Source organism: Dyadobacter sp. (genome assembly GCF_017744695.1).
GTDB lineage: Bacteria > Bacteroidota > Bacteroidia > Cytophagales > Spirosomataceae > Dyadobacter.
The window spans coordinates 72,418-91,631 of sequence record NZ_JAGIAS010000005.1 but is presented as its reverse complement, the minus strand read 5'-3'; the positions used below and the strand labels follow the sequence as shown (position 1 = coordinate 91,631).

Annotated in this window: 19 protein-coding genes; 14 read left to right on the top strand and 5 right to left on the bottom strand. The window is 50.3% G+C overall.

Annotated elements, in window-relative coordinates:
• Positions 1-88 precede the first annotated feature (88 nt).
• From J7619_RS18760 to J7619_RS18740, 5 genes are all read left to right on the top strand, one after another.
• Positions 89-856 (top strand): EcsC family protein, encoded by a 768-nt coding sequence (locus J7619_RS18760; RefSeq protein ID WP_291201910.1) that lies wholly within the window; start codon positions 89-91, stop codon positions 854-856.
• A gap of 32 nt (positions 857-888) precedes the next feature.
• Positions 889-1,677, top strand: a complete 789-nt coding sequence (locus J7619_RS18755) for an ABC transporter permease (protein WP_223404177.1) — start codon at positions 889-891, stop codon at positions 1,675-1,677.
• 1 nt (position 1,678) lies between these two features.
• A complete protein-coding gene (locus J7619_RS18750) occupies positions 1,679-2,443 on the top strand; it encodes an ABC transporter ATP-binding protein (protein ID WP_291201903.1) in 765 nt (254 codons plus the stop codon).
• A 2-nt stretch (positions 2,444-2,445) separates the two neighbouring features.
• A complete protein-coding gene (locus tag J7619_RS18745) occupies positions 2,446-3,471 on the top strand; it encodes an MlaD family protein (protein ID WP_291201900.1) in 1,026 nt (341 codons plus the stop codon).
• Between the two features lie 103 nt (positions 3,472-3,574).
• Entirely contained in the window at positions 3,575-3,943 is a 369-nt protein-coding gene (locus J7619_RS18740; RefSeq protein WP_291201897.1) for an Hpt domain-containing protein, read from the top strand.
• Positions 3,944-3,979: 36 nt separating this feature from the next.
• Here J7619_RS18740 and J7619_RS18735 read toward each other — a convergent pair whose 3' ends face one another.
• Together J7619_RS18735 and J7619_RS18730 are read right to left on the bottom strand one after the other, a co-directional pair.
• On the bottom strand, positions 3,980-5,152 hold the full coding sequence (locus J7619_RS18735) for a glycosyltransferase family 2 protein (RefSeq protein WP_291201894.1): 1,173 nt from the start codon (positions 5,150-5,152) through the stop codon (positions 3,980-3,982).
• A gap of 3 nt (positions 5,153-5,155) precedes the next feature.
• On the bottom strand, positions 5,156-6,073 hold the full coding sequence (locus J7619_RS18730; RefSeq protein WP_291201891.1) for a glycosyltransferase family 2 protein: 918 nt from the start codon (positions 6,071-6,073) through the stop codon (positions 5,156-5,158).
• 183 nt (positions 6,074-6,256) lie between these two features.
• Here J7619_RS18730 and J7619_RS18725 point away from each other — a divergent pair, with 183 nt between their 5' ends.
• The 5 genes from J7619_RS18725 to J7619_RS18705 are packed head-to-tail and all read left to right on the top strand — an operon-like array spanning position 6,257 to position 9,987.
• Positions 6,257-6,796 carry a hypothetical protein gene (locus tag J7619_RS18725; RefSeq protein WP_291201888.1) on the top strand — a complete coding sequence of 180 codons (540 nt, stop codon included), beginning with the start codon at positions 6,257-6,259 and terminating at the stop codon, positions 6,794-6,796.
• Positions 6,793-7,950, top strand: a complete 1,158-nt coding sequence (locus tag J7619_RS18720) for a response regulator (protein ID WP_291201885.1) — start codon at positions 6,793-6,795, stop codon at positions 7,948-7,950. Before J7619_RS18725 ends, J7619_RS18720 begins: the two co-directional genes overlap by 4 nt.
• A 7-nt stretch (positions 7,951-7,957) precedes the next feature.
• Positions 7,958-8,296, top strand: coding sequence for an STAS domain-containing protein (locus tag J7619_RS18715; protein WP_106595091.1), 339 nt, complete (start codon positions 7,958-7,960; stop codon positions 8,294-8,296).
• Positions 8,297-8,299: 3 nt separating this feature from the next.
• Positions 8,300-8,875, top strand: coding sequence for an anti-sigma regulatory factor (locus J7619_RS18710; protein ID WP_291201879.1), 576 nt, complete (start codon positions 8,300-8,302; stop codon positions 8,873-8,875).
• A complete protein-coding gene (locus tag J7619_RS18705) occupies positions 8,872-9,987 on the top strand; it encodes an acyltransferase (protein WP_291201876.1) in 1,116 nt (371 codons plus the stop codon). Before J7619_RS18710 ends, J7619_RS18705 begins: the two co-directional genes overlap by 4 nt.
• A 90-nt stretch (positions 9,988-10,077) precedes the next feature.
• Here the strand turns inward: J7619_RS18705 and J7619_RS18700 are convergent, their stop codons facing one another.
• Positions 10,078-11,289, bottom strand: a complete 1,212-nt coding sequence (locus J7619_RS18700; protein WP_291201875.1) for a glycosyltransferase — start codon at positions 11,287-11,289, stop codon at positions 10,078-10,080.
• Between the two features lie 137 nt (positions 11,290-11,426).
• Positions 11,427-12,839 (bottom strand): lipopolysaccharide biosynthesis protein, encoded by a 1,413-nt coding sequence (locus J7619_RS18695; RefSeq protein WP_291201872.1) that lies wholly within the window; start codon positions 12,837-12,839, stop codon positions 11,427-11,429.
• Between the two features lie 94 nt (positions 12,840-12,933).
• On the opposite strand from J7619_RS18695, the gene J7619_RS18690 reads away from it, so the two are divergent.
• The 4 genes from J7619_RS18690 to J7619_RS18675 all read left to right on the top strand — a co-directional run bounded on the left by J7619_RS18690 (position 12,934) and on the right by J7619_RS18675 (position 18,029).
• Entirely contained in the window at positions 12,934-13,800 is an 867-nt protein-coding gene (locus J7619_RS18690) for a glycosyltransferase family 2 protein (protein WP_291201869.1), read from the top strand.
• Positions 13,801-13,804: 4 nt separating this feature from the next.
• Positions 13,805-14,581 carry a glycosyltransferase gene (locus tag J7619_RS18685; RefSeq protein ID WP_291203046.1) on the top strand — a complete coding sequence of 259 codons (777 nt, stop codon included), beginning with the start codon at positions 13,805-13,807 and terminating at the stop codon, positions 14,579-14,581.
• 9 nt (positions 14,582-14,590) lie between these two features.
• Complete coding sequence (locus J7619_RS18680; protein WP_291201866.1) at positions 14,591-15,358, top strand: glycosyltransferase; 768 nt, start codon at positions 14,591-14,593, stop codon at positions 15,356-15,358.
• A gap of 61 nt (positions 15,359-15,419) precedes the next feature.
• Positions 15,420-18,029: an ATP-binding protein gene (locus tag J7619_RS18675; RefSeq protein ID WP_291201863.1), complete on the top strand. Its 2,610-nt coding sequence runs from the start codon at positions 15,420-15,422 to the stop codon at positions 18,027-18,029.
• Here the strand turns inward: J7619_RS18675 and J7619_RS18670 are convergent.
• Positions 18,016-19,188, bottom strand: a complete 1,173-nt coding sequence (locus J7619_RS18670) for a glycosyltransferase (protein WP_291201860.1) — start codon at positions 19,186-19,188, stop codon at positions 18,016-18,018. The two genes, J7619_RS18675 and J7619_RS18670, sit on opposite strands and share 14 nt — an antisense overlap.
• Positions 19,189-19,214: the final 26 nt, after the last annotated feature.

Genomic DNA, 19,214 nt, shown 5'->3' with positions numbered 1-19,214 from the left:
TGACTTTAAGGGATAATGGAATGATTTTTGCTACCCGCTAGCAAGGCCAACGTTTCTCTATCCTGTCCGACATTAGCCCTGAAACGACATGCACATTAACAGTTATGAAGAGCAGATAAAACCTGAATTGACCAAATGGCAGCTGAAAATGCAGAAGCGGCCCAATTTCATCGACAGGACCTCCAAGAAATTTCAGGATAAGATCAACGACATCATTCCCGACAAAATACATGAGGTGATCACCGGCACTATCAAACAAATGGTGCGGGGCGTACTCACCGGGGCTGAATACACTACCACGCAATCGATCCCCGGCGCATCGCTGGAAGAAATGGAAACTGCGGTCCGCAAAAAGATCGAATTTTACAAAAAGGCCGGCGCCGCGGAAGGCGGCATCACGGGCGCAGGAGGTTTCTGGCTGGCATTGGCCGAATTTCCAATCCTGATAGGCATCAAAATCAAACTACTTTTCGAGATTGCAGCATTGTATGGAAGGCCCATCAACGATTACAGGGAGCGGCTTTTCATACTCCACATTTTCCAGCTGACGTTTTCGAGCCAGAAAGGCCGGCAAGAGGTGTTTTCAAAAATGATCCAATGGGATTTGCACAGCAAGGATCTACCGACCGATATTCATGAATTCAACTGGAAAACATTTCAGCAGGAGTACCGCGATTACATCGATCTGGCAAAAATGGCTCAGCTGATCCCGGGAATTGGCGCGGCCGTGGGCGTGATCGTCAACTACCGGCTGCTTGATCAACTGGGGAAAAACGCGATGAATTCCTACCGGATGCGATGGTTTGAAGAGCGGATGCTGGGAGCACAAGGAGGCCTGATGACCACAACCGCCTGATAAATAAAGTTTAATACAATTGTACCGATTGAATGAGCGCTAAAAAAAAGCAATTTGTATACGGCAAGAATCTGGATAATGCCTTACTGGCGGTTTATAATGCGTATGTTTTCTTCATCCGTTTTTTCCGCGAGGTTTTTCGGGGCCGGATGGAATTCCAGGAGATTGTCCGGCAATGCTACGCGATCGGGAACAGGTCGTTACTGCTGATCAGTCTTACCGGTTTCATTACCGGGATGGTATTCACCAAACAATCGCGTCCGTCCCTGTCCGAATTCGGGGCTACGTCCTGGCTCCCTTCGCTGGTCGCGATCGCGATCGTGCGCGCATTGGCGCCGCTGGTAACTGCGCTTATCAGCGCGGGAAAGATCGGATCAAGCATTGGCGCCGAACTGGGTTCGATGCGCGTAACCGAGCAGATCGACGCCATGGAAGTTTCAGCCGTTAACCCTTTCAAATTTCTGGTAGTAACCCGTGTGCTGGCCTGCACCATCGCCATTCCAGTACTGATGTTCTATTGCGCGCTCGTCAGTTTGCTGGGCGCATTTCTGAACGTGACTTTGAACGAAGGAACAAGTTTCATCGCCTTTTTCGAGAATGCATTCGAGCAGATCACGTTTTTGGACATCTGGACTTCCGTCGCGAAGGCAATCGCATACGGGTTCACGATCGGCATTGTGGGCAGCTACCAGGGGTATAATGCCAGCAAAGGGACCGAGGGCGTTGGTAAGGCGGCCAACTCCGCTGTCGTGACCTCTATGTTCCTCATTTTCATTGAGGAGGTGATCATCGTACAGGTATCCAATTATTTCAGAATTTAACATGGAAGAAGATTTCAAACCGGGCGAGCCGGTTATCGAGGTACGCGACCTGTACAAATCATTCGGCGATCTGCACGTGCTGCAAGGCGTGAACCTTACGGTGAACAAAGGTGAAAATATGGTGGTACTGGGCCGCTCGGGGACCGGGAAATCCGTCCTGATCAAGATTATGGTCGGTTTGCTCAAACAAGACCGGGGCGATTGTATCGTCCTGGGCAAGGAAGTTTCCAATCTGGATGGTAACGATTTGCGGGATTTACGTCTCAAAATCGGATTTTCGTTTCAAAACAGCGCATTATACGACAGTATGACCGTGCGTGAAAATCTCGAATTTCCGCTCGTGCGTAACATTCCGAACCTCAGCCGGGCAGAGATCGACGAACAGGTAGAATACGTGCTCGACGCCGTGGGCCTGCTGCAAACGATCAACCAGGTACCCGCCGAACTTTCGGGTGGCCAGCGTAAGAGGATTGGTATCGCGCGCACGCTGATCCTGAAACCGGAGGTCATGCTTTACGACGAGCCGACGGCCGGATTGGACCCGATCACCTGTCTGGAAATCAACGAGCTGATCAATGAAGTGCAAAAAAAATACCAAACGACTTCGATTATCATCACACACGACCTCACGTGCGCACGCGCCACGGGCGACCGCATTGCGATGCTCCTGGACGGCAAGTTCTTGAAAACAGGCACTTTTGAAGAAGTATTTGATACCGACGAAGAGCGGATCAAGAGTTTTTACGACTATAATTTTATTCAGTAATAATGGCAACATCAACCAAACGATCCATTAACGTAGGCCTTTTCGTCATCATCGGCATCCTCATTTTCGTGGTAGGGATCCTCACAATCGGCAGTATGAAAAAGGTCTTTTCCTCGGCCATTACCGTCAAATCCATTTTTGATGATGTGAACGGGTTGAAGGTCGGCAACAACATCTGGTATTCCGGGGTGAAGATCGGGACGGTAAAAAGCATCCGGTTCCTGGCCAATTCCAAAGTGGAGGTAATGCTGAACATCGAGGAAAAATCACAGGAGTTTGTCCGTAAGAATGCCAAGGCGAAAGTCAGCACCGACGGTCTGATCGGCAACAAGATTATCGTCATTTACGGCGGCACACAAAAGGTGCCTTCCATTGAGGACGGCGACGAAATAGCCGTCGAGAAAATCGAGAGTACCGAAGAAATGCTAGCCGTGCTTTCGGAAAACAACAAGAATTTGCTGGGCATTACCAGCGCATTCAAGACGATCAGCAAGAATATCCTGGCCGGAAAAGGCACCGTAGGGATGCTGCTGAATGACGAACGGCTTTACAATGACCTCGACCAAACCCTGGGTGCGATGAAAAAAGCTTCTGTGAATGCGCAGGCGTTAACCGCCTCCCTGGCCGGTTACACCTCTAAACTGAACGAAAAAGGAGGTCTGGCCAACGATTTCGCTACCGATACCGTAATTATGAAAGACCTTCGCGGGACAATCGCACGCCTGAACGAAACCGTTTCATCGGCCAATGTGATGGTAAATAACCTGAAAACGGCCAGCGCAGATCTTAACTCTAATAAAACCAGCCCATTGGGCGTCTTGTTGCACGACGAAGCAACGGCGACAAACCTGAAAGAAACGCTGAAAAACCTTGAAAGTACTACCGAAAAACTGGACGAAAACATGACTGCGCTTCGTTCCAATTTCCTTTTCCGCAGGTATTTCCGCAAAAAGGCTAAAGTGGATGCCAAGGAGGACGCCAAGCAACCGGCCAAAGAGGAAGTAAAAGAGCAGGAGAACCAACAATAATGTGATAGTTTTGCAGAAAGCGGTTATATTGTCGAAGTATTTCTTCGAATAATGCCTTACCAATCCCACTAATTCAGCTTCTGAAAAACTTTAACACAAACCGATGGCCTTACAACTCAACCCCGCCCTGGACCTTGCCTACATCGACCAGGCCTACGGAGAAGATCCTGTAATCCTGCACATGATTTTTGATGCATTTCTGAGCGACTCTGTCCCGCGTTGGCAGTCTTTGCAAGGTGCATTGGAGTCAGGCGACCTCAAAGAATCGGCCAGTATCGTGCATGGATTGAAACCTTCGTTCACTATGACCGGCCTCACACGCGTGCGCCCGAAGGTGGAAGTGCTCGAAAAAGCCATCAAGAACGACGATCCTGCTGAACAGCTGATGGAAATGTACCGGAACATTTCGGCGGATATCCAAGAATTGATCCCCATCCTTGAATCGGAATCCGAGCGGCTGAAACAGCTGTAAATTATTTTAAAGAATGAACGAGCGCATGGCCTAAGGCTATGCGCTTTTTCTTTTGGATTTCTCCCAGGCCGCACTCTGCGAACCTTTGAAGTATCGTCGGATACCGGCCAGCACGGCGTAATTCATCATGCAAAAGTAATAGGGCACAAAAAGCGCCTTCACTTTGATCTTTCTCGTTTCGAGCACCCAGCCCGCCAGCGCCAGTCCGTAAAACCCGACTTGTCCCGCCAGCAGAAGCTGGTAAATCATGCCGCCGGACCTGATTACAATTAAAATATTGAGTACCAAGGCAAGAATCATCAGAAACGGCGTCACCGTCCAGCGGAGCACACGGTGGCTGATATATTGGAAGGATAACAGCGGGTCATGAAACGGGTTCAACAATTTCTGTAACCGCAGGATCGACTGGATCCCGCCCGCGGCAATGCGAACTTTCCTTTTCAGCTCTTCCTTGATATTCTCCGACGATAGCTCGGAAGCGTATGCATCCGGTTCGTACACAATCCGATAACCCTGTTCGGCTATTTGCATGGAAATCATAAAATCATCCAGGATCGTGTCGGGCTCCACCGAGCGGTACAGTGATCGCCGGACGCTAAACAGCTCCCCCGCCGCCCCCACCACCGAGTACAACTCGGAATCCCACTTTTTGAGCGTCGACTCATACTTCCAGTAAAAACCCTCGCCCGCCGTCGCATCCGACAATGCGTCCTGCATTACCCGCTTTTCGCCAGAAACCGCCCCGACTCTGGCATCGGCATAGTGCCTGGCAATGAGCAGCAATGCGTCTTTGTTCAGAAATGTATTGGCGTCGGTAAAAACGACCACTTCCGTGCTTACTTCATCCATCGCGCGGTGCATGGCCAGGATTTTACCACGCCGTTCAGGCGTGTGCATGAGTTTGATCTGCGGGTAATTGGCCACCAAATCGGGTGTGCGATCGGAGGATCCGTCAGTCACAAAAATCAGGCTCAGCTTACCTGCGGGGTACGAAAGTTGCAGCGTGTTCGCGATCTTTTCCTCGATGATACTCTCCTCGTTATAGGCTGCGATCACCAGCGTCAGCGTCGGGAATTCCTGATCCAGCCCGGGCGCCAGCCGCCGCCCTTTGAGTGCCCTTCGGATAAGTACTAAAATGTACAGCACAATCCCATAACCTAGGAATGTGTAGAAAACAATAAACAGACTGAGCCAGAAAAGTATCTCCATAAATCAGCGGGTCAACGGGAAGCCAAGGTTTTCGCTATCGGGGTCGTTTTTAAAATGCCAGGTAATGGCGCTCCAAAAAACGGGAATGAAACTATATTCTTTGTTTTTGATGTACTGAATGACATTCCTTGGAACCACCGCCAGCATAAAATAGCAGCAGAACACGAAGAATTTGAAACCAGGCGCATTTCTCCGGATGAACAGAATGCGGTTGCGGTTCATAAAAAACTCCTTCAAGGCAGTCCGCTTGCCCACCGACACCGATTCCTTGTGGTAAATCAATGCATCCAGATTCACATGGACTTCGTAACCAGCCCTTTTGATGCGTTCGCACCAATCGAGCTCCTCGTAATAAAGGAAATAGTTCTCGGCCATTCCTCCCACTTTCTGCCAGGCTTCGCGGCTGATCATCATTGCGGCCCCGTGTGCATAGCCGGTCGGACCGGAGAGAAAATCGTATTGCCCCCGGTCCTGCTCGAACTGACCGATGCATGCATTACGGCAGGTATAGTAGTTCATAGGCGTGTAACCGGTGTATTGCAGCATTCCGGGCTGGTCGAAATAATGGATCTTGGGCGAAATCATCCCGATTTTCGGGTTGGCCTCCATGGTAGCGACCAGTTTGCCGATCAGGTCTGCGGTGACCTCGGTATCATTATTGATCAGGAAAAGATAATCGCCCGTGGCATGCGCCAGGCCGATGTTATTCCCTCCCGCAAACCCGGTATTAACGTCCGAACGGACGAATACGATTTCCGGGTAACGCTCCTGCCATTCAGGCACGGGGTTTGCTTTGCTACCGTTGTCGACGACGATGATTTCCAGATCGGGATAGCTATTGACCTCCGCCAGCGATTTCAATAAGTCTTCGGTAACCTTCGGCTGATTGAAATTCACTGTTACGATGGACACTTTTTTCATGCGCAAAACCGGGCCGCTTGGGTTACAGAAAAAGAAGGAATATTTGTATTGATTTGTAGAACTATTTCAAATTTAACAATAAAAACATAGCTTTAACCAAAATCCGGGAATGATCGCGGTTTTTTACAAAAATCGTCCTGAATGCGTTCCTGACAGCCTTTCTTACGAACAAAACATCCCAGCGTGCAACCCGACCGTAAGCTTAACGACCAAGAATCCGGCGCGAATCCATCCGGTCCCCAGGGACAGGATATCGCGCGGCTGGACAAGAAAGTCGCAGAGCTGATCGAAGCGATTGAGCAAACCGATGTAGAGGGGCATCTTTCAAAACAATATCAGAAACAGATCGCAGATGCCTTCCATCGCTCGGCGGCTACCCAGAAAAAACTGGCGCCGTTCAGGGAACTCGACCAGGACAACAATCTCTCGCGTGAGGAGCTCCTCGAAGGCCTTGAAAAGCTGCTGGCCGAAAACCAGTTCGATAGCCGGATCAATGCACCCAAGCAGAGCGGGATGGTTCAGAAAGGCGTCCTGTTCATCCTCGCGATCCTGCTCATCGTTGTCGGATTTGCGATGATCATCATGCCCGCGCCGCCTAGTTTCGAGCTTTTTACAGTATATTATTTCAATATCAACGACGGGGTCACAATCATGGACCTTGTGTCGCTACTGATTATTTTTGGTGGAGTGCTTTTGTTCGTATTAAACTTCAACAAAAAATGATCAGCTTCCCCGAGCCGCAAACCACCGTTAAAAAGATCCTGCTCGTAGAGGACAACCTGCTTTTCCGCAAGGTGATCGAACATGCCCTATTGAAAGCGGGATACAATTGTGTGCTGTGCGAATCGGCGACCGAGGCATTGAATATGCTGCTGGTGGAAACACCCGACCTGATCCTTTCCGACTACGACATGCCCGAAATGAACGGTTTCGATTTCCGGCAGGCCGTATTACTCAACCCGAATATCAGCGATATCCCGTTCGTTTTCCTGACTTCATTTACCGACAACAACCTGGTACTCGAAGGACTGAATATGTCGGCGTTAGATTTCATTAACAAGGAAACGCCGATCCCGGTGATCATCACCAAGCTCAACAACATCATCAAAACCCTTGAGAACGAACACTTAAGATCGGTAAGGGAATTGAAGGTAGCCGCCGAAACGCTCAATGTCAAATCCATCCCGACGCATGCTCCGGCGGTGAGCGGTTACCGTATTTTTTACTGGCACAAGGGCTACCGCGGCTATCCCGGCGGTGATTTCATCGATTTCGTGCAAGCCGACAGCCGTTTCTGCTTCGCATTTCTGGGTGATATTATGGGTAAGAAATGGAAAGCCTGGTTCTTCACTTTCGGCTTTCTGAGCTACATCCGCGCCGCCATCCGCTTTTGCGTGCTCGACCAGGATTTTGAGCTGGTGACCATCGTCCAAAAGATCAACAAGCTGATCTACCTCGACGAAAGCTTGCAAAACATCCTTTCAAGCCTTTCCCTGCTCCTGCTCGACACCCACACGGGCGAGGTGCATTACACGGGCGCAGGCGACCTTCCGCTCGTAAGCTACTCTTCCGAAACGGGCAGGGCTTCGACCATCCAATCCACCGGGCTGCTGCTGGGTTTGCTGGAAGACGGCCTTTATGACAAGCAGGTCGTTACCATGAAGCCGGGCGACCAGCTGGCTATTTTCACCGATGGGATGATCGACATCCCGTCCAACGGCTCGAAGAAAAGCGACTACCCGTTCTTTGTGGAAAAAATAACCCCATACCTCGGCAAGCCCGATAGTTTCGGGCTGATCACAAAGCATGTGCTCGACCTGATAGACGACAGTAACCAAATGGATGATGCGAGCATCATTTTTATAGAAAAACAATAGCCTTTGTATGATACTGAAAGTTGAGGAATTAAACCGCGTGGTACAGGCCACGATTTTACCGGAAGAGGCCAGTCTTTCGAATGCGGAAGCATTCAAAGAAGAAATGATCACGATTATCGGCAACGGCGTCCGGCTGGTGATCGTCAGTTTTGAAAACGTGAATTACATCGACAGCTCGTTTCTGGGCAGCCTGGTGGTGGCATTGAAATACGCCATGCCGCGCAACGTCGATATTTACCTGGTCTCTCTGAAACCGGATGTTAAGAACCTGCTCACGCTGATCCGGATGGACAAGGTGTTCAGGATATTTAACGATTATGAAGAGGCGCTGGGAACACTTAGCTAGTTTATGAGGGAGGATTCGGATCAGATCACGATAGTTTTCAAAAGCAACCGGGAGGGTATTCCGGGCACGCTGAACCTGTGCCTCGACCATATCCGGCAGAGAACGGGCACTTCCCCACTCCACGAAGACCTCATGGCCAAAATCAAATGGGTCATCATGGAGCTGCTTACCAATGCGGTGAAGCATTCAGGAGAGCGGGAATCGGTGCTCAAAATCGGGCTGACCATGGATGCGGTGATCCTCGAAAAGGAAGACTACGGCAAGCCGCTTGTGCTTACCGGTCAGGATAAGAAAAAAATCATGTGGCCGCTCGAAGAAATGGTGCGGCCGTTGGATTTCCCTATTTACCATAATGGCATGGATTCGCTTTGCGTGCGCACCGACGAATCGGGCCGTGCGATATTCTTCATCGAACAGCTGGCCGAAATGGAAATGCCCGCATTGCTTTCGGATACCAGCGAGCATTTCGGGCTGCTCATCATGACCAAGGCTTCCGACGAATTCGCCTATGAACACGAGCCCGAAACGGGCCTCAACCGGTTTATCAGTACATTCTATTTCTCCCAGCCACTCTCATGAAACACCGCTTCGAAGTTCTGGACATTTTTCGGGGCCTGTTTGCTTCACTTGTGTTCCTGTTCCACCTCGGGCCATTTGCCAATACGCCTATTCTGAACAACCGCTTCGTTGAGAATTCGGATATGTTCGTGGATTTTTTCTTCGTGCTCAGCGGATTTGTGATCGCGTACAGTTACCAGTCGCTGGCCGATTGGGCGCAGTTCAGGCTGTTTCTCAAAAAGCGCATTTACCGCATTTACCCGTTGCATTTCGTGATGCTGCTGGCATTTGTCGGTATGGAGGTGGCCAAAAACATGCTTAACCCGTACATCAAGGTCAACAACCTGGTAAACCCGGCCAACAATATCTACACTTTTTTCACTTCGCTTTTTCTGGTGAACTCCACCCCGGTGCCGGGCGTGAAGGACGTCAGCTGGAATATCCCCAGCTGGTCGATCAGCGCGGAAATGATGGCTTACCTGGTTTTTGGCAGTCTGGTTGTCTACATTCACCGGAGCAACCAGTTTCGCAGCCGCAACGCCTGGTACGGCCTGATGATCGTCGTATCGCTTACCACGCTCTGGTCGGTGTCCAATAGCTTTCAGATCAATTACAGCTTCGATTATGGCTTTTTGAGAGGTATTCTCGGCTTTTTTACCGGGGTACTTTGTTTCAACCTTTTCAGCAGCTCGCACGTCCGCGTACGTGAATGGTCGCCTGTGTTATTTTCGGTGATGGAAGTGCTGTCACTTGCCCTGATCGGCCTCAGCATTTACAACGGAGCGGTCATGAAACCCTGGGGCGCTGTTTTTGAAATACTGTTTTTCATTTGCATTTACACTTTCGCATACGAGAAAGGTATTATTTCAAAGGCGCTGAAAAGCGTAAAGGTGCTGCACAAGCTTGGCCAGTACTCCTACTCCATTTACATGACGCACGCACTGCTGATCAGCCTGTTCAACGTATTGTTTATCCGCATACTGAAATTTTCGCCCGAAGCGTATTCCTACCTGTTCATTTTCAACTTCATACTGATCTATTTCGTCTCGGCATGGACGTACAAGCATATTGAAATGCGCTTTCAATACAAGTCGCCTAAAAAGGTGCGGGAAGGAGAAGTGGCGCGGAAGTAGGTTGCGGCCCTTGTCAGCCGACCGCCGACAACGGACCATTTGTGGACTCTGCTTTAATACAATCGGCGGTCGATGGTCGGCGGTCAACACTCAGGGCTGAATCACCTCATCCAGATGGTAATGAATAATGTCCGCAATGGCGTCTATGCGGTTTTCCCACGTATTCTCGGCGGCGATCGTCACACGCCATTTGCGTTGTTCGGCATTGTCGGTCTGCAATGCGGTATTAATAGCCTGCGAAAAGCGCTCTGCATTTTCACAGAATGTAACAGCGCCTTTGGTAAACTCTTTCAGGTCCGGGTTAAAATCGATGGCCACCACAGGCTTGCCGGCACCCATATATTCAAACAGTTTCAATGGAAAAATCCTGCCGCTCAATTCATCCTTCTTGAACGGCATCAGCGCCACATCGAAGCCTTTGATCACGGCGGGCATATCTTCGTAATCGATCGGGCCGGGGAAATGGACGTTTTCGGCAGCGAAAAACCAGTCCGGTACAAATTCCCTGGAAACAGGGCCTGCAAATGCGAAGCTCTTGTCGGGGTTCGCCAGAATGACTTTTTGCAGTAAATCATAATCCATCCGCCGTTCGATAACGCCCAGATAACCGATTACCGGCTTTTTCAATACGGCAATGGCCGGGTGGACGGGCAAGTCCGGGCTCAATGCCTTGCTGCTGTGGCCCAGATCGGCTGCATTGGCCACAAAGTAGCTGGACGGATTCTGCTTTTTCTTTGCTTCATACAACTGTCTGCTACTGCAAATTACGACGTCGCTCTGTTTTACCAGAATACCCTCCGAAACCACCCCGTGGCGGTTAAACGGCAGCTCCATCGGATCCAGACAATGATACACTTTCAGTTTCGGTGTAAGGCCTTCGGTGAGCGTGGGATAATGAAAGTTGAAAGAATTGATAAAAATATAATCCCTGATCTTGCAGGCTTTGAGAATGCTTTTCAGCTTGGTACGGATCAGGTACTCGTTGAATTTCAAGGCCGCACGAAATAAGCCGTTCTCCGGAAGGAAATTTACCGACAACAATATCGGCGGAATGATCACTTTCAGATTGGGAATATCCGTTTCGATGAGCGAGCATCCGGTGAGCGAAAAATGCTCCTTACGTAACTGGTATTCCGGCGTTTTGCGCAGCCTGAGAAAGTCCCTCAGCATAAATGGGTTCTCGATATAATACACCTTGTTCTCCCGTGCGAGCAGCCTGGCTGTCGTGTAATCAACGGATTCAAAGTGTGCGTCAAATCGGGCTAGGCCAAAGATGATGATCTGATGTCCTTTCAGTTTCATTGGCAAGGCGTATTGGTGGATTTCCGTCAGAGCGTCCGCCCGGAACCGGGCACTGTCGTAATTTAGAAATTTTTACGACATATCCACCAAAGAGAATAGTGCGCCTGCCAGACTCAGTGCCTGTTCGGCCTGATGTATCATTGCGCCTTGTGAATCGCCAGTTTCCCCCACCAGACCCTGACCAGGTTGACTGCCTCGGCATAACCCGTGGTAAATACGCTAAGAATGCCGAACGGCTGAAAACGGTTAAGCCCCCAGTACCCGATGCCTACCCCGATGAGTGTCGGCACCACACCGGCAATCGCCACGCCATAAATGCTCCCTGTCAGGTAAATGCCCGTTACGGATGCCATGACGCTGCCTGCAAGCATGATCAGGACCTTGATGAAATTGATTTTGGGCTGATGAATAACATCGAGTGTCAATGCGAAAAAGCGGTCGAGCGGGTACAGCAGCGCGAATGTCATATACAGGCGCATGATGTTGGCGGCCTCGGAGTTAATGTATTTCTCCCCTCCTATGATGTGAATCGCGACATCGGCGAGGATTACCGCACCAATGCACGCAGGAAGCAATGCCATGGTAATCAGGCCTGCGTAACGCTTCATGGTTTCGATCACCTTCGGGCGGTTGCCCTCATTGTAGGCAGCGGAAAGCTCGGGCATACCGGTAGCGGCGAAGCTTCGGAGTGGGATTTCTATGATCTCCATCAGCCGCTGCCCGAGGTTGAATACCGCCAGGGCAGCCGGCCCGAGCATGAAGTTAATGATCATCGTATTAGATGTCCCGAAAAGATTGGAGCTCAATGTGGTACCTACTGAAAATTTACCAAAATGGAAGATCTCCTTAATGCATTCGCTGCTACGGTCCTTGAAATTGGCGAGCCTGGCCCAGCCCATCAAGATGGTGAAAACGCTTGTGAGTGCTGCGCCGCCTAAATACGCGTAGATGATGTTTTGCAAATTGGCCGTTTTGGTGAATGCCATCACCATTACAAAAAGGATGAAAAACCCCTGGCTCAGAAAGCGGATACAAAGTAGCTGGTCGAACCGCTGCTCGGCCTGTACCACGCATGACGCGATGAAATACGGAAGCGAAGCAATATAGATAATGCCGAACCATTCGACGAAAAGTACCACCGAAGGATTTTTAAACCAGTCCGAAAACAGGAATGCCGGAATATTGATCAGCGCCAGAATGCCCGTGATAGCCCCGCCGATAAACCAGGCCGAACCTACTACCTCGCGCTTGCGCGCCTCGACGGCGCCGGCGTAGAATTTGATGAAAGCCGTGGTAAGGAAACCCGACCGGAAGGTGTCGACCAGGAGTAATATCGACAAAAAGAACACCCACATCCCGATGCTTGCCACCGGCAAGGCGCGGTACAGGATAATCATGTTGAGCATCCCGAGCACCGACATAATGCCGTTTCCGGCCAGCGAAAGAAAATGTTTGTTCCTTAGTTTCTGTAAAAGCTGAAAGGCCATCAGGTCGTAAGCAAGATTGGAACCGAACGCAATATGCGAAGTAATTTTACAATATTTTTGCACAAAGCAGGAATAATGTTTTAACTTTCCTACTAACTGCCCGCCGCATGGGCCGGCTTGATTGTGAAGATGTACAAAACCTACTGATTGCCAGAATATGAGCTTATTGAGCTTACCTAAATGGATTTCACCGCACCTTTTTACAAACAAGCGTTTCGACGACCTTACCGAAAGTGAAATACTGGCCTTGCGGGAACGGATCAGCCGGTTCAAAGACGAAAACCCCGAAGTTTCGGTGGTAATTCCGGCCTGGAACGAAGAAAACAACATCTATCGGACGCTGTCATCACTTTCGGCAAGTAATACGCGGTATAAGGTCGAGATCATCGTCGTCAACAACAACTCTACCGACGGTACTCAGAAGGTCCTCGATACGCTGGGCGTGCGGAGCTACCTGCAAACCGTCCAGGGAACACCCTTTGCCCGCCAAATGGGCCTGGACCATGCGCGTGGCCAATTTCACCTCTGTGCCGACTCGGATACCTTCTATCCGCCCGACTGGATAGACCTGATGGTGGAGCCAATGGCAAAAAACGCGGACATTACGGGTGTTTACGGCAATTACGCATTCATACCACCCGCCGGGCAGGGACGAATGGGCCTTTGGTTTTATGAAAAATTCGCCGGCCTGATGATCCGGATCCGGAAGAAAAACCGGGAATACCTGAACGTCTATGGCTTCAATATGGGTTTTGTGACGGAGGTCGGCCGCAGAACGGGCGGATTCAAGGTAAGCGGGTCGCGGGTTTATGCCAATATCGTGGGAAGTGATTTCCAGAACGAAGCCGAAGATGGCCGCATGGCCCTGAACCTCAAAAAAGAAGGTGATCTCAAACAGGTTACCAGCTCCAAAGCGACGGTTTTCACCTCGCCGCGCCGCCTGCTCGACGACGGCAGCATTTCCAAAGCATTCTTCAATCGGGCCAGGCGACAACTGCAAGGCATGCGCGACTATCTCTCGTAATATGATGCAGCACCATTTCCCCGATACGACCTTACTGATCACTCATTACAACCGCAGCGGCTCGCTCGAACGGTTGCTGGCGACATTCGAGTCGCTCGGCTGTCAGTTTGCGGATATCGTGGTTTCCGACGACGGCAGCAAGTCCGAGCATCTGGAAAACGTGCAGGCGCTCACCGACCGCTTCCGTTTCCGGCTTATTACCACGCCGAAAAACCGGGGGCTTGGCAACAACATCAACAAGGGCCAGGACGCGGTACAATCGGAATATACTTTATATGTACAGGAGGATTTTCAGCCTTCCGATATTTTCCCAATGCATTTCCAGGACGCGCTTACGTTCATGCGCGAGGATCCCAGGTGGGACATTGTGCGGTTTTATGCCTACTTTGCCTACCCTACCCTCAAACCTTTCAAAAAGGGGTATTCTGAAATGGTATACAGGTTCTGGGACATGAACCATCTGAAATTCTACTATTACAGTGACCACCCGCACCTTCGCAGGAGCACATTCCTGCAAAAGTTCGGCCGCTATCCCGAGGGCATTAAAGGCGACCTGACGGAATACAAAATGGCTGTCAGCTTTTTACAGAAAAAAGGCAAAGGGCTGTTTTACAACGATTTCACCCAATTATTTTACCAAAAAAACTCCTCTGACGAGCCCAGTACCATGGAGCGTGCCAACTGGAAACTGAGCGAGAACCCACTGGTGAAGCTTGCCCGGCTGGGCTACCTGCGCTACCGGTGGCTGAAAAATACGCTGGACCTGGTTTTCATGAAATAGACTGCCCACATGAACAAGGAATATTTCTTCGGGGAGGTGACGCTGCTCATTACCCATTACAACCGGAGCCAGTCGCTGGAACAGTTGCTCCTTTCATTTGAAGCGCTGGGTTGCGGGTTCGGCGACATTGTCGTGTCCGACGACGGCAGCAAGCCCGAGCACGTGGATTACCTGCTCCAATTGCAAAAAAAGCATCCGTTCAGGCTCATTACCACGCCCCAGAACAGGGGTTTGGGCAATAATATCAACAAAGGCCAGGACGCCGTTCAGACGCAGCTGACTTTGTATGTACAGGAAGATTTCACGCCAACCGCCATTTTCCCGGAAAGTTTTACACACGCGCTGGACATTATGCGCGAAAAGCCGGCTATCGATGTCGTCCGGTTCTATGCCTATTTCGAATATCCTTACCTGCACAATCCCGAGCACGGCTATTACGAAATGGATTTCAAAGTCTGGAAACGGGGTTACCGCAAATTTTACGCGTACAGCGACCACCCGCATCTGCGCAGGAGCAATTTTTTTGAGAAGTTCGGAAGATATGTGGAAGGCCGGAAAGGCGACTTTACCGAGTACCGAATGATGATGTCTTTCCTTAAAAACAATGGTAAGGCTTATTTTTACAAAAACTATACAGGGCTGTTTGTACAAAAAAATTCCGAATCCGAACCAAGTACCATGTCGCGCGAAAACTGGCGGCAAACCGACCGGTTTCCGGTGAAACAAATCAGGGATCTTTACCGGCACCTGAAATTTAATTTTGATTACCTGACCTGAATATAGTCTCGGTTTATTCCGATCTTGGTTCCATAAAACCCAACGTTCCCACTCCTGAGATATGCCGACCCGTATAACAAATGACTCATTCAGATGGTATTACGCGAGCATTTACCTCGGACTGGCGCTGATCTTCGGTTCCCAGTACTTTACCTATAAAAATGTCCGTGACCTCTCGCTGAACAACGAGCGGCTGAACGTCACGATCGGCGTACTGAATCAGACAGCCAATTTCGGGCTCGTAACGAAGGATTTCCAGTCGAACATGCGTGGATACCTGATCACGCAGAATAACGACCTGCTCAGCGACAACTACCACAAAAAGATCCAGCTCGTAAGCATTACCGACACGCTCTTCAACCTGGTCAAGGACGACCATATTCAAACACAGCGTGTGAAGGATTTGCTTGAAATATCCAGCCAGATCGTCGCCTACTCCCAAAATGTAATCAGCATTTACCGCACCCAGGGTACCCAGCAGGCTTTTTCCAAAATACAGGAGGGTGAAGGGATACGGCTCAACAACCTGCTGACACGCAAGATCAACGAGATCGATGATTACGAGAACCAGAACCTGGATCAGCGGCGGAAGCTCGTCTCCGATACCCAGCATAACTCAATTCTTTTCATCTTGCTGACAGGCGCCGTGGGCTTTATTCTCACCATCCTGTCCATCGTGTTCCTGAATCTCGACAAACGCAAGCAACGGCAGTTCCAGAAGGAAATCAAGGAACGGGAGCGCACGGTGAGCCAGTACCTCGAAGCCATTCCCGACGGCGTGATGGTTATTAATAATGAAAGAAAGATCGAAGTACTGAATGAATCGGGGCGGGAAATCCTGGGTGTAGCCGGCGCGCGGCCCGAGACCCTGGAAGAGCAGGTCGAACGTATCAAGCTGCTAGATCCTACCCGGTACCACGTACGGTTTTCGGCCGACACGCTGCCGGTGGCCCGTGCACTACAAGGCGAAAAGCTGACGGGCAACAAGATCGACCTCGTTAAGAATGACAAGATATACCACCTCGAAACGAATGTACAGCCGGTGATCGGCCTGGACGGGCAGATCAAAAGCGCTATTACCGTTTTCAGGGACATTACAGAGCGCGCCAATTACGAAGCGACGCTTGAAAAAGCGCGCATCCTGGCCGAGAAGTCGGTGCGTGTGAAAGACATATTCCTCTCCAATGTGAGCCATGAGATCAGGACGCCGCTGAATGCGATCATCGGGTTCACCAACCTGCTTCTGGGCGAGGTTACCGATCAGAAAAGCCTCGAATATGTAGGCTACATTCAGTACGCAGGCAAAAACCTGCTGGAACTGATTAACGACATCCTCGACTTCTCCAAGATCGAAGCCGGGCAGATTCATCTCGAAAAAACGCCCGTTTCCATCCGCGAACTAGCCGACTCGATTTCGGCAATCATGCACCACCGCGCGGTTGAAAAAGGTATTGCTTACGAGGCCGTGCTGGAAGACGGGCTGCCGGAATTCGTAGAAACCGATAAATTAAGGCTTACGCAGATACTGCTCAATGTTTGCGGCAATGCCGTCAAATTCACCGAGCGCGGTAGCGTAAAGCTCCACGTAGAGCCGATCGGCGAACCCCTGAACGAGATTCGGAATATCCGTTTCAGTGTGGCGGATACCGGCGTCGGCATTCCCAAAGACAAACTCAAAGAGGTTTTCAATCGCTTTGTGCAGGCAACCGAGAGTACTACCAGGGTATTTGGCGGTACAGGGTTGGGATTGAGCATTGTAAAGTCGCTGGTACAACTTTTTGAAGGAACGCTCAACCTCGAAAGCGAGCTGGGCAAGGGTACGGTTTTCACGATGGACTTTCCATTCAGGATCGTGAAAGAAGCAGAGCTGGAAGAGGAGTTGGAAAAAGAGATCGACGTCAACGCGTCGGTAACTTCCCTGCACATTCTGGCGGCGGAGGATAACTCACTTAACCAGAAACTGCTGCAAGCCATTTTCGAACGGTTGAACATCCCGCTGACAATCGTAAACAATGGTCAGGAAGCGCTCGACAGGCTTCGGCAAGAGACCTTCGACATGGTGTTAATGGACATTCAAATGCCGGTGATGGATGGTTATACGGCCATTAAGGAAATTCGCCGGACCATTTCCACCACCATCCCGATCATCACCATGACCGCCCACGCGATGGTCGGTGAGAAAGAAGAATGCCTGAGTATCGGCGCCAACAGCTATATTTCGAAACCATTTAAGGAAAGTGAACTTTTATATACTATTGCGCATCTTGGAAACAAAGAGAATTACGAAGCACCACAATCCCCAAGTTTTACTCAGCAACCTCCCCAGACTAAAATGACAGACTCTATTCTAAATCTCGACTATCTCGCCGAAATCACCGGAGGGGATCAGGAACTACGCGACGAACTGATCGCGCTATTCGAAAAGGATAGCAAAGTGCAGCTTACAAATATCGCCGAAGCTTCATTGGCCAACGATCTGGAACGACTTCGCCAGGCGATCCATAAATTCCGTTCTTCGCTGTTTTCGGTGGGGCTCCTCAACACCGCCAACCAGTACAAGGAACTGGAAGCCACGCTGAAACAAGGAAACTGGACGAGCGATCTGAGCCAGAAGCTGGTCGATCTGAAGGCGGAAGCGGAAACGGGTTTGGCGCAGCTTAAACAGCTTTAATGGCTTTGTAGATTTCTCCAACGCTGTTTTCCCAGGTGTGCGAGCTGGCAAATGCGCGCCGCGCTTCGGTGCGCGCCTCCGAATTTTCAGTCAGCGCGAGATCGATCAGCCGCACGTAATCTTCCTTTCCTTTGCCAAGATACACATGGTCGGCGAATACGCTCATGGCATCCGTAGCGGTGGCGACCACCGGCTTGCCCACGGCGAGATATTCGTCGATTTTCCGGGGGTAATTACCGATTGTGACCTCGTTGAGCAGCTGCGGGTTTACACACACATCGAATGCATTGATGTAAGCAGGCAGGTCGGCAATATTGCGGGAGCCCGTGAAAGTCACGTTAGGGAGCTTGTGCAGGCTACTTTGTAAAAACTCGTTGTCTTCCGGGCCTACTAGCACGATATTCCATTCCGGGCGCTGCTGCGCGATGTATTCGAGCAACTCCATGTCCAGCCGGATGCTCTGCAGCGCACCCACATACCCGATACGCGGGCGCGCGATCGCGCCTATGTCCACAGGTTCGGCGGCCTGATTTCCCGCCATGAAAATATCCAGGTCGCAACCTTGTCCCACGTAAAACGAATGCCGGTTGTATTTGGCACAATAGTTGGCCAGGTAAGTCGAATTGGCCACGCAAAGATCGCTTTTAGCGATCAGTTCCGGTTCCAGCCGCGCACCATGTTTGCGCCAATAGTCCACAGCCAGCATATAATCGCGGGAGTAGTAAATGGACAGCCGCGGTTTAAGCAGGTCTTTTAGGAAAAAGCTACGGAACATATCATTATCATTAAAATGAATGTTATCCGTAAAGCCCAGCCGCTTGGCAGCACGGGCGATCGATCCCGCGAAGAGCTGGTTATTCCTTTTATTTAAAATATCAAACAGCATTTCCGGCAGCCAGTTGATCGACTCGATCATCTTGTCGGGATATAGTACCCAAAGGTTTTGCTGCACTTCTTCGAGGCCATCGGTCTTGCCGTACACCACTTTTTTGCGCTTCGCTATTTTAGGATCGTCGCCATTTTTGAGCAGACTGATGCGGTCAAGCGGGGAATTGACGTACAATACCCTATGATTCCGGCTGAATTCCAAAGCAATGTTCTTGCAGTTACTCCCGATTTCTACATCCCAGGCCTGCTGGCCCGTAATGACAATATCCATATTTCATTTGCTAATGCGCAGGGGCA

Excerpts from the sequence above, each read along its gene's own strand:
- J7619_RS18740 (WP_291201897.1), top strand. The coding sequence starts at position 3,575 with ATGGCCTTACAACTCAACCCCGCCCTGGACCTTGCCTACATCGACCAG.
- J7619_RS18755 (WP_223404177.1), top strand. The coding sequence starts at position 889 with ATGAGCGCTAAAAAAAAGCAATTTGTATACGGCAAGAATCTGGATAAT.
- J7619_RS18750 (WP_291201903.1), top strand. The coding sequence starts at position 1,679 with ATGGAAGAAGATTTCAAACCGGGCGAGCCGGTTATCGAGGTACGCGAC.
- J7619_RS18760 (WP_291201910.1), top strand. The coding sequence starts at position 89 with ATGCACATTAACAGTTATGAAGAGCAGATAAAACCTGAATTGACCAAA.
- J7619_RS18735 (WP_291201894.1), bottom strand. The coding sequence starts at position 5,152 with ATGGAGATACTTTTCTGGCTCAGTCTGTTTATTGTTTTCTACACATTC.
- J7619_RS18720 (WP_291201885.1), top strand. The coding sequence starts at position 6,793 with ATGATCAGCTTCCCCGAGCCGCAAACCACCGTTAAAAAGATCCTGCTC.
- J7619_RS18745 (WP_291201900.1), top strand. The coding sequence starts at position 2,446 with ATGGCAACATCAACCAAACGATCCATTAACGTAGGCCTTTTCGTCATC.
- J7619_RS18715 (WP_106595091.1), top strand. The coding sequence starts at position 7,958 with ATGATACTGAAAGTTGAGGAATTAAACCGCGTGGTACAGGCCACGATT.
- J7619_RS18685 (WP_291203046.1), top strand. The coding sequence starts at position 13,805 with ATGCAGCACCATTTCCCCGATACGACCTTACTGATCACTCATTACAAC.
- J7619_RS18710 (WP_291201879.1), top strand. The coding sequence starts at position 8,300 with ATGAGGGAGGATTCGGATCAGATCACGATAGTTTTCAAAAGCAACCGG.
- J7619_RS18700 (WP_291201875.1), bottom strand. The coding sequence starts at position 11,289 with ATGAAACTGAAAGGACATCAGATCATCATCTTTGGCCTAGCCCGATTT.
- J7619_RS18730 (WP_291201891.1), bottom strand. The coding sequence starts at position 6,073 with ATGAAAAAAGTGTCCATCGTAACAGTGAATTTCAATCAGCCGAAGGTT.
- J7619_RS18675 (WP_291201863.1), top strand. The coding sequence starts at position 15,420 with ATGCCGACCCGTATAACAAATGACTCATTCAGATGGTATTACGCGAGC.
- J7619_RS18705 (WP_291201876.1), top strand. The coding sequence starts at position 8,872 with ATGAAACACCGCTTCGAAGTTCTGGACATTTTTCGGGGCCTGTTTGCT.
- J7619_RS18670 (WP_291201860.1), bottom strand. The coding sequence starts at position 19,188 with ATGGATATTGTCATTACGGGCCAGCAGGCCTGGGATGTAGAAATCGGG.
- J7619_RS18690 (WP_291201869.1), top strand. The coding sequence starts at position 12,934 with ATGAGCTTATTGAGCTTACCTAAATGGATTTCACCGCACCTTTTTACA.
- J7619_RS18680 (WP_291201866.1), top strand. The coding sequence starts at position 14,591 with ATGAACAAGGAATATTTCTTCGGGGAGGTGACGCTGCTCATTACCCAT.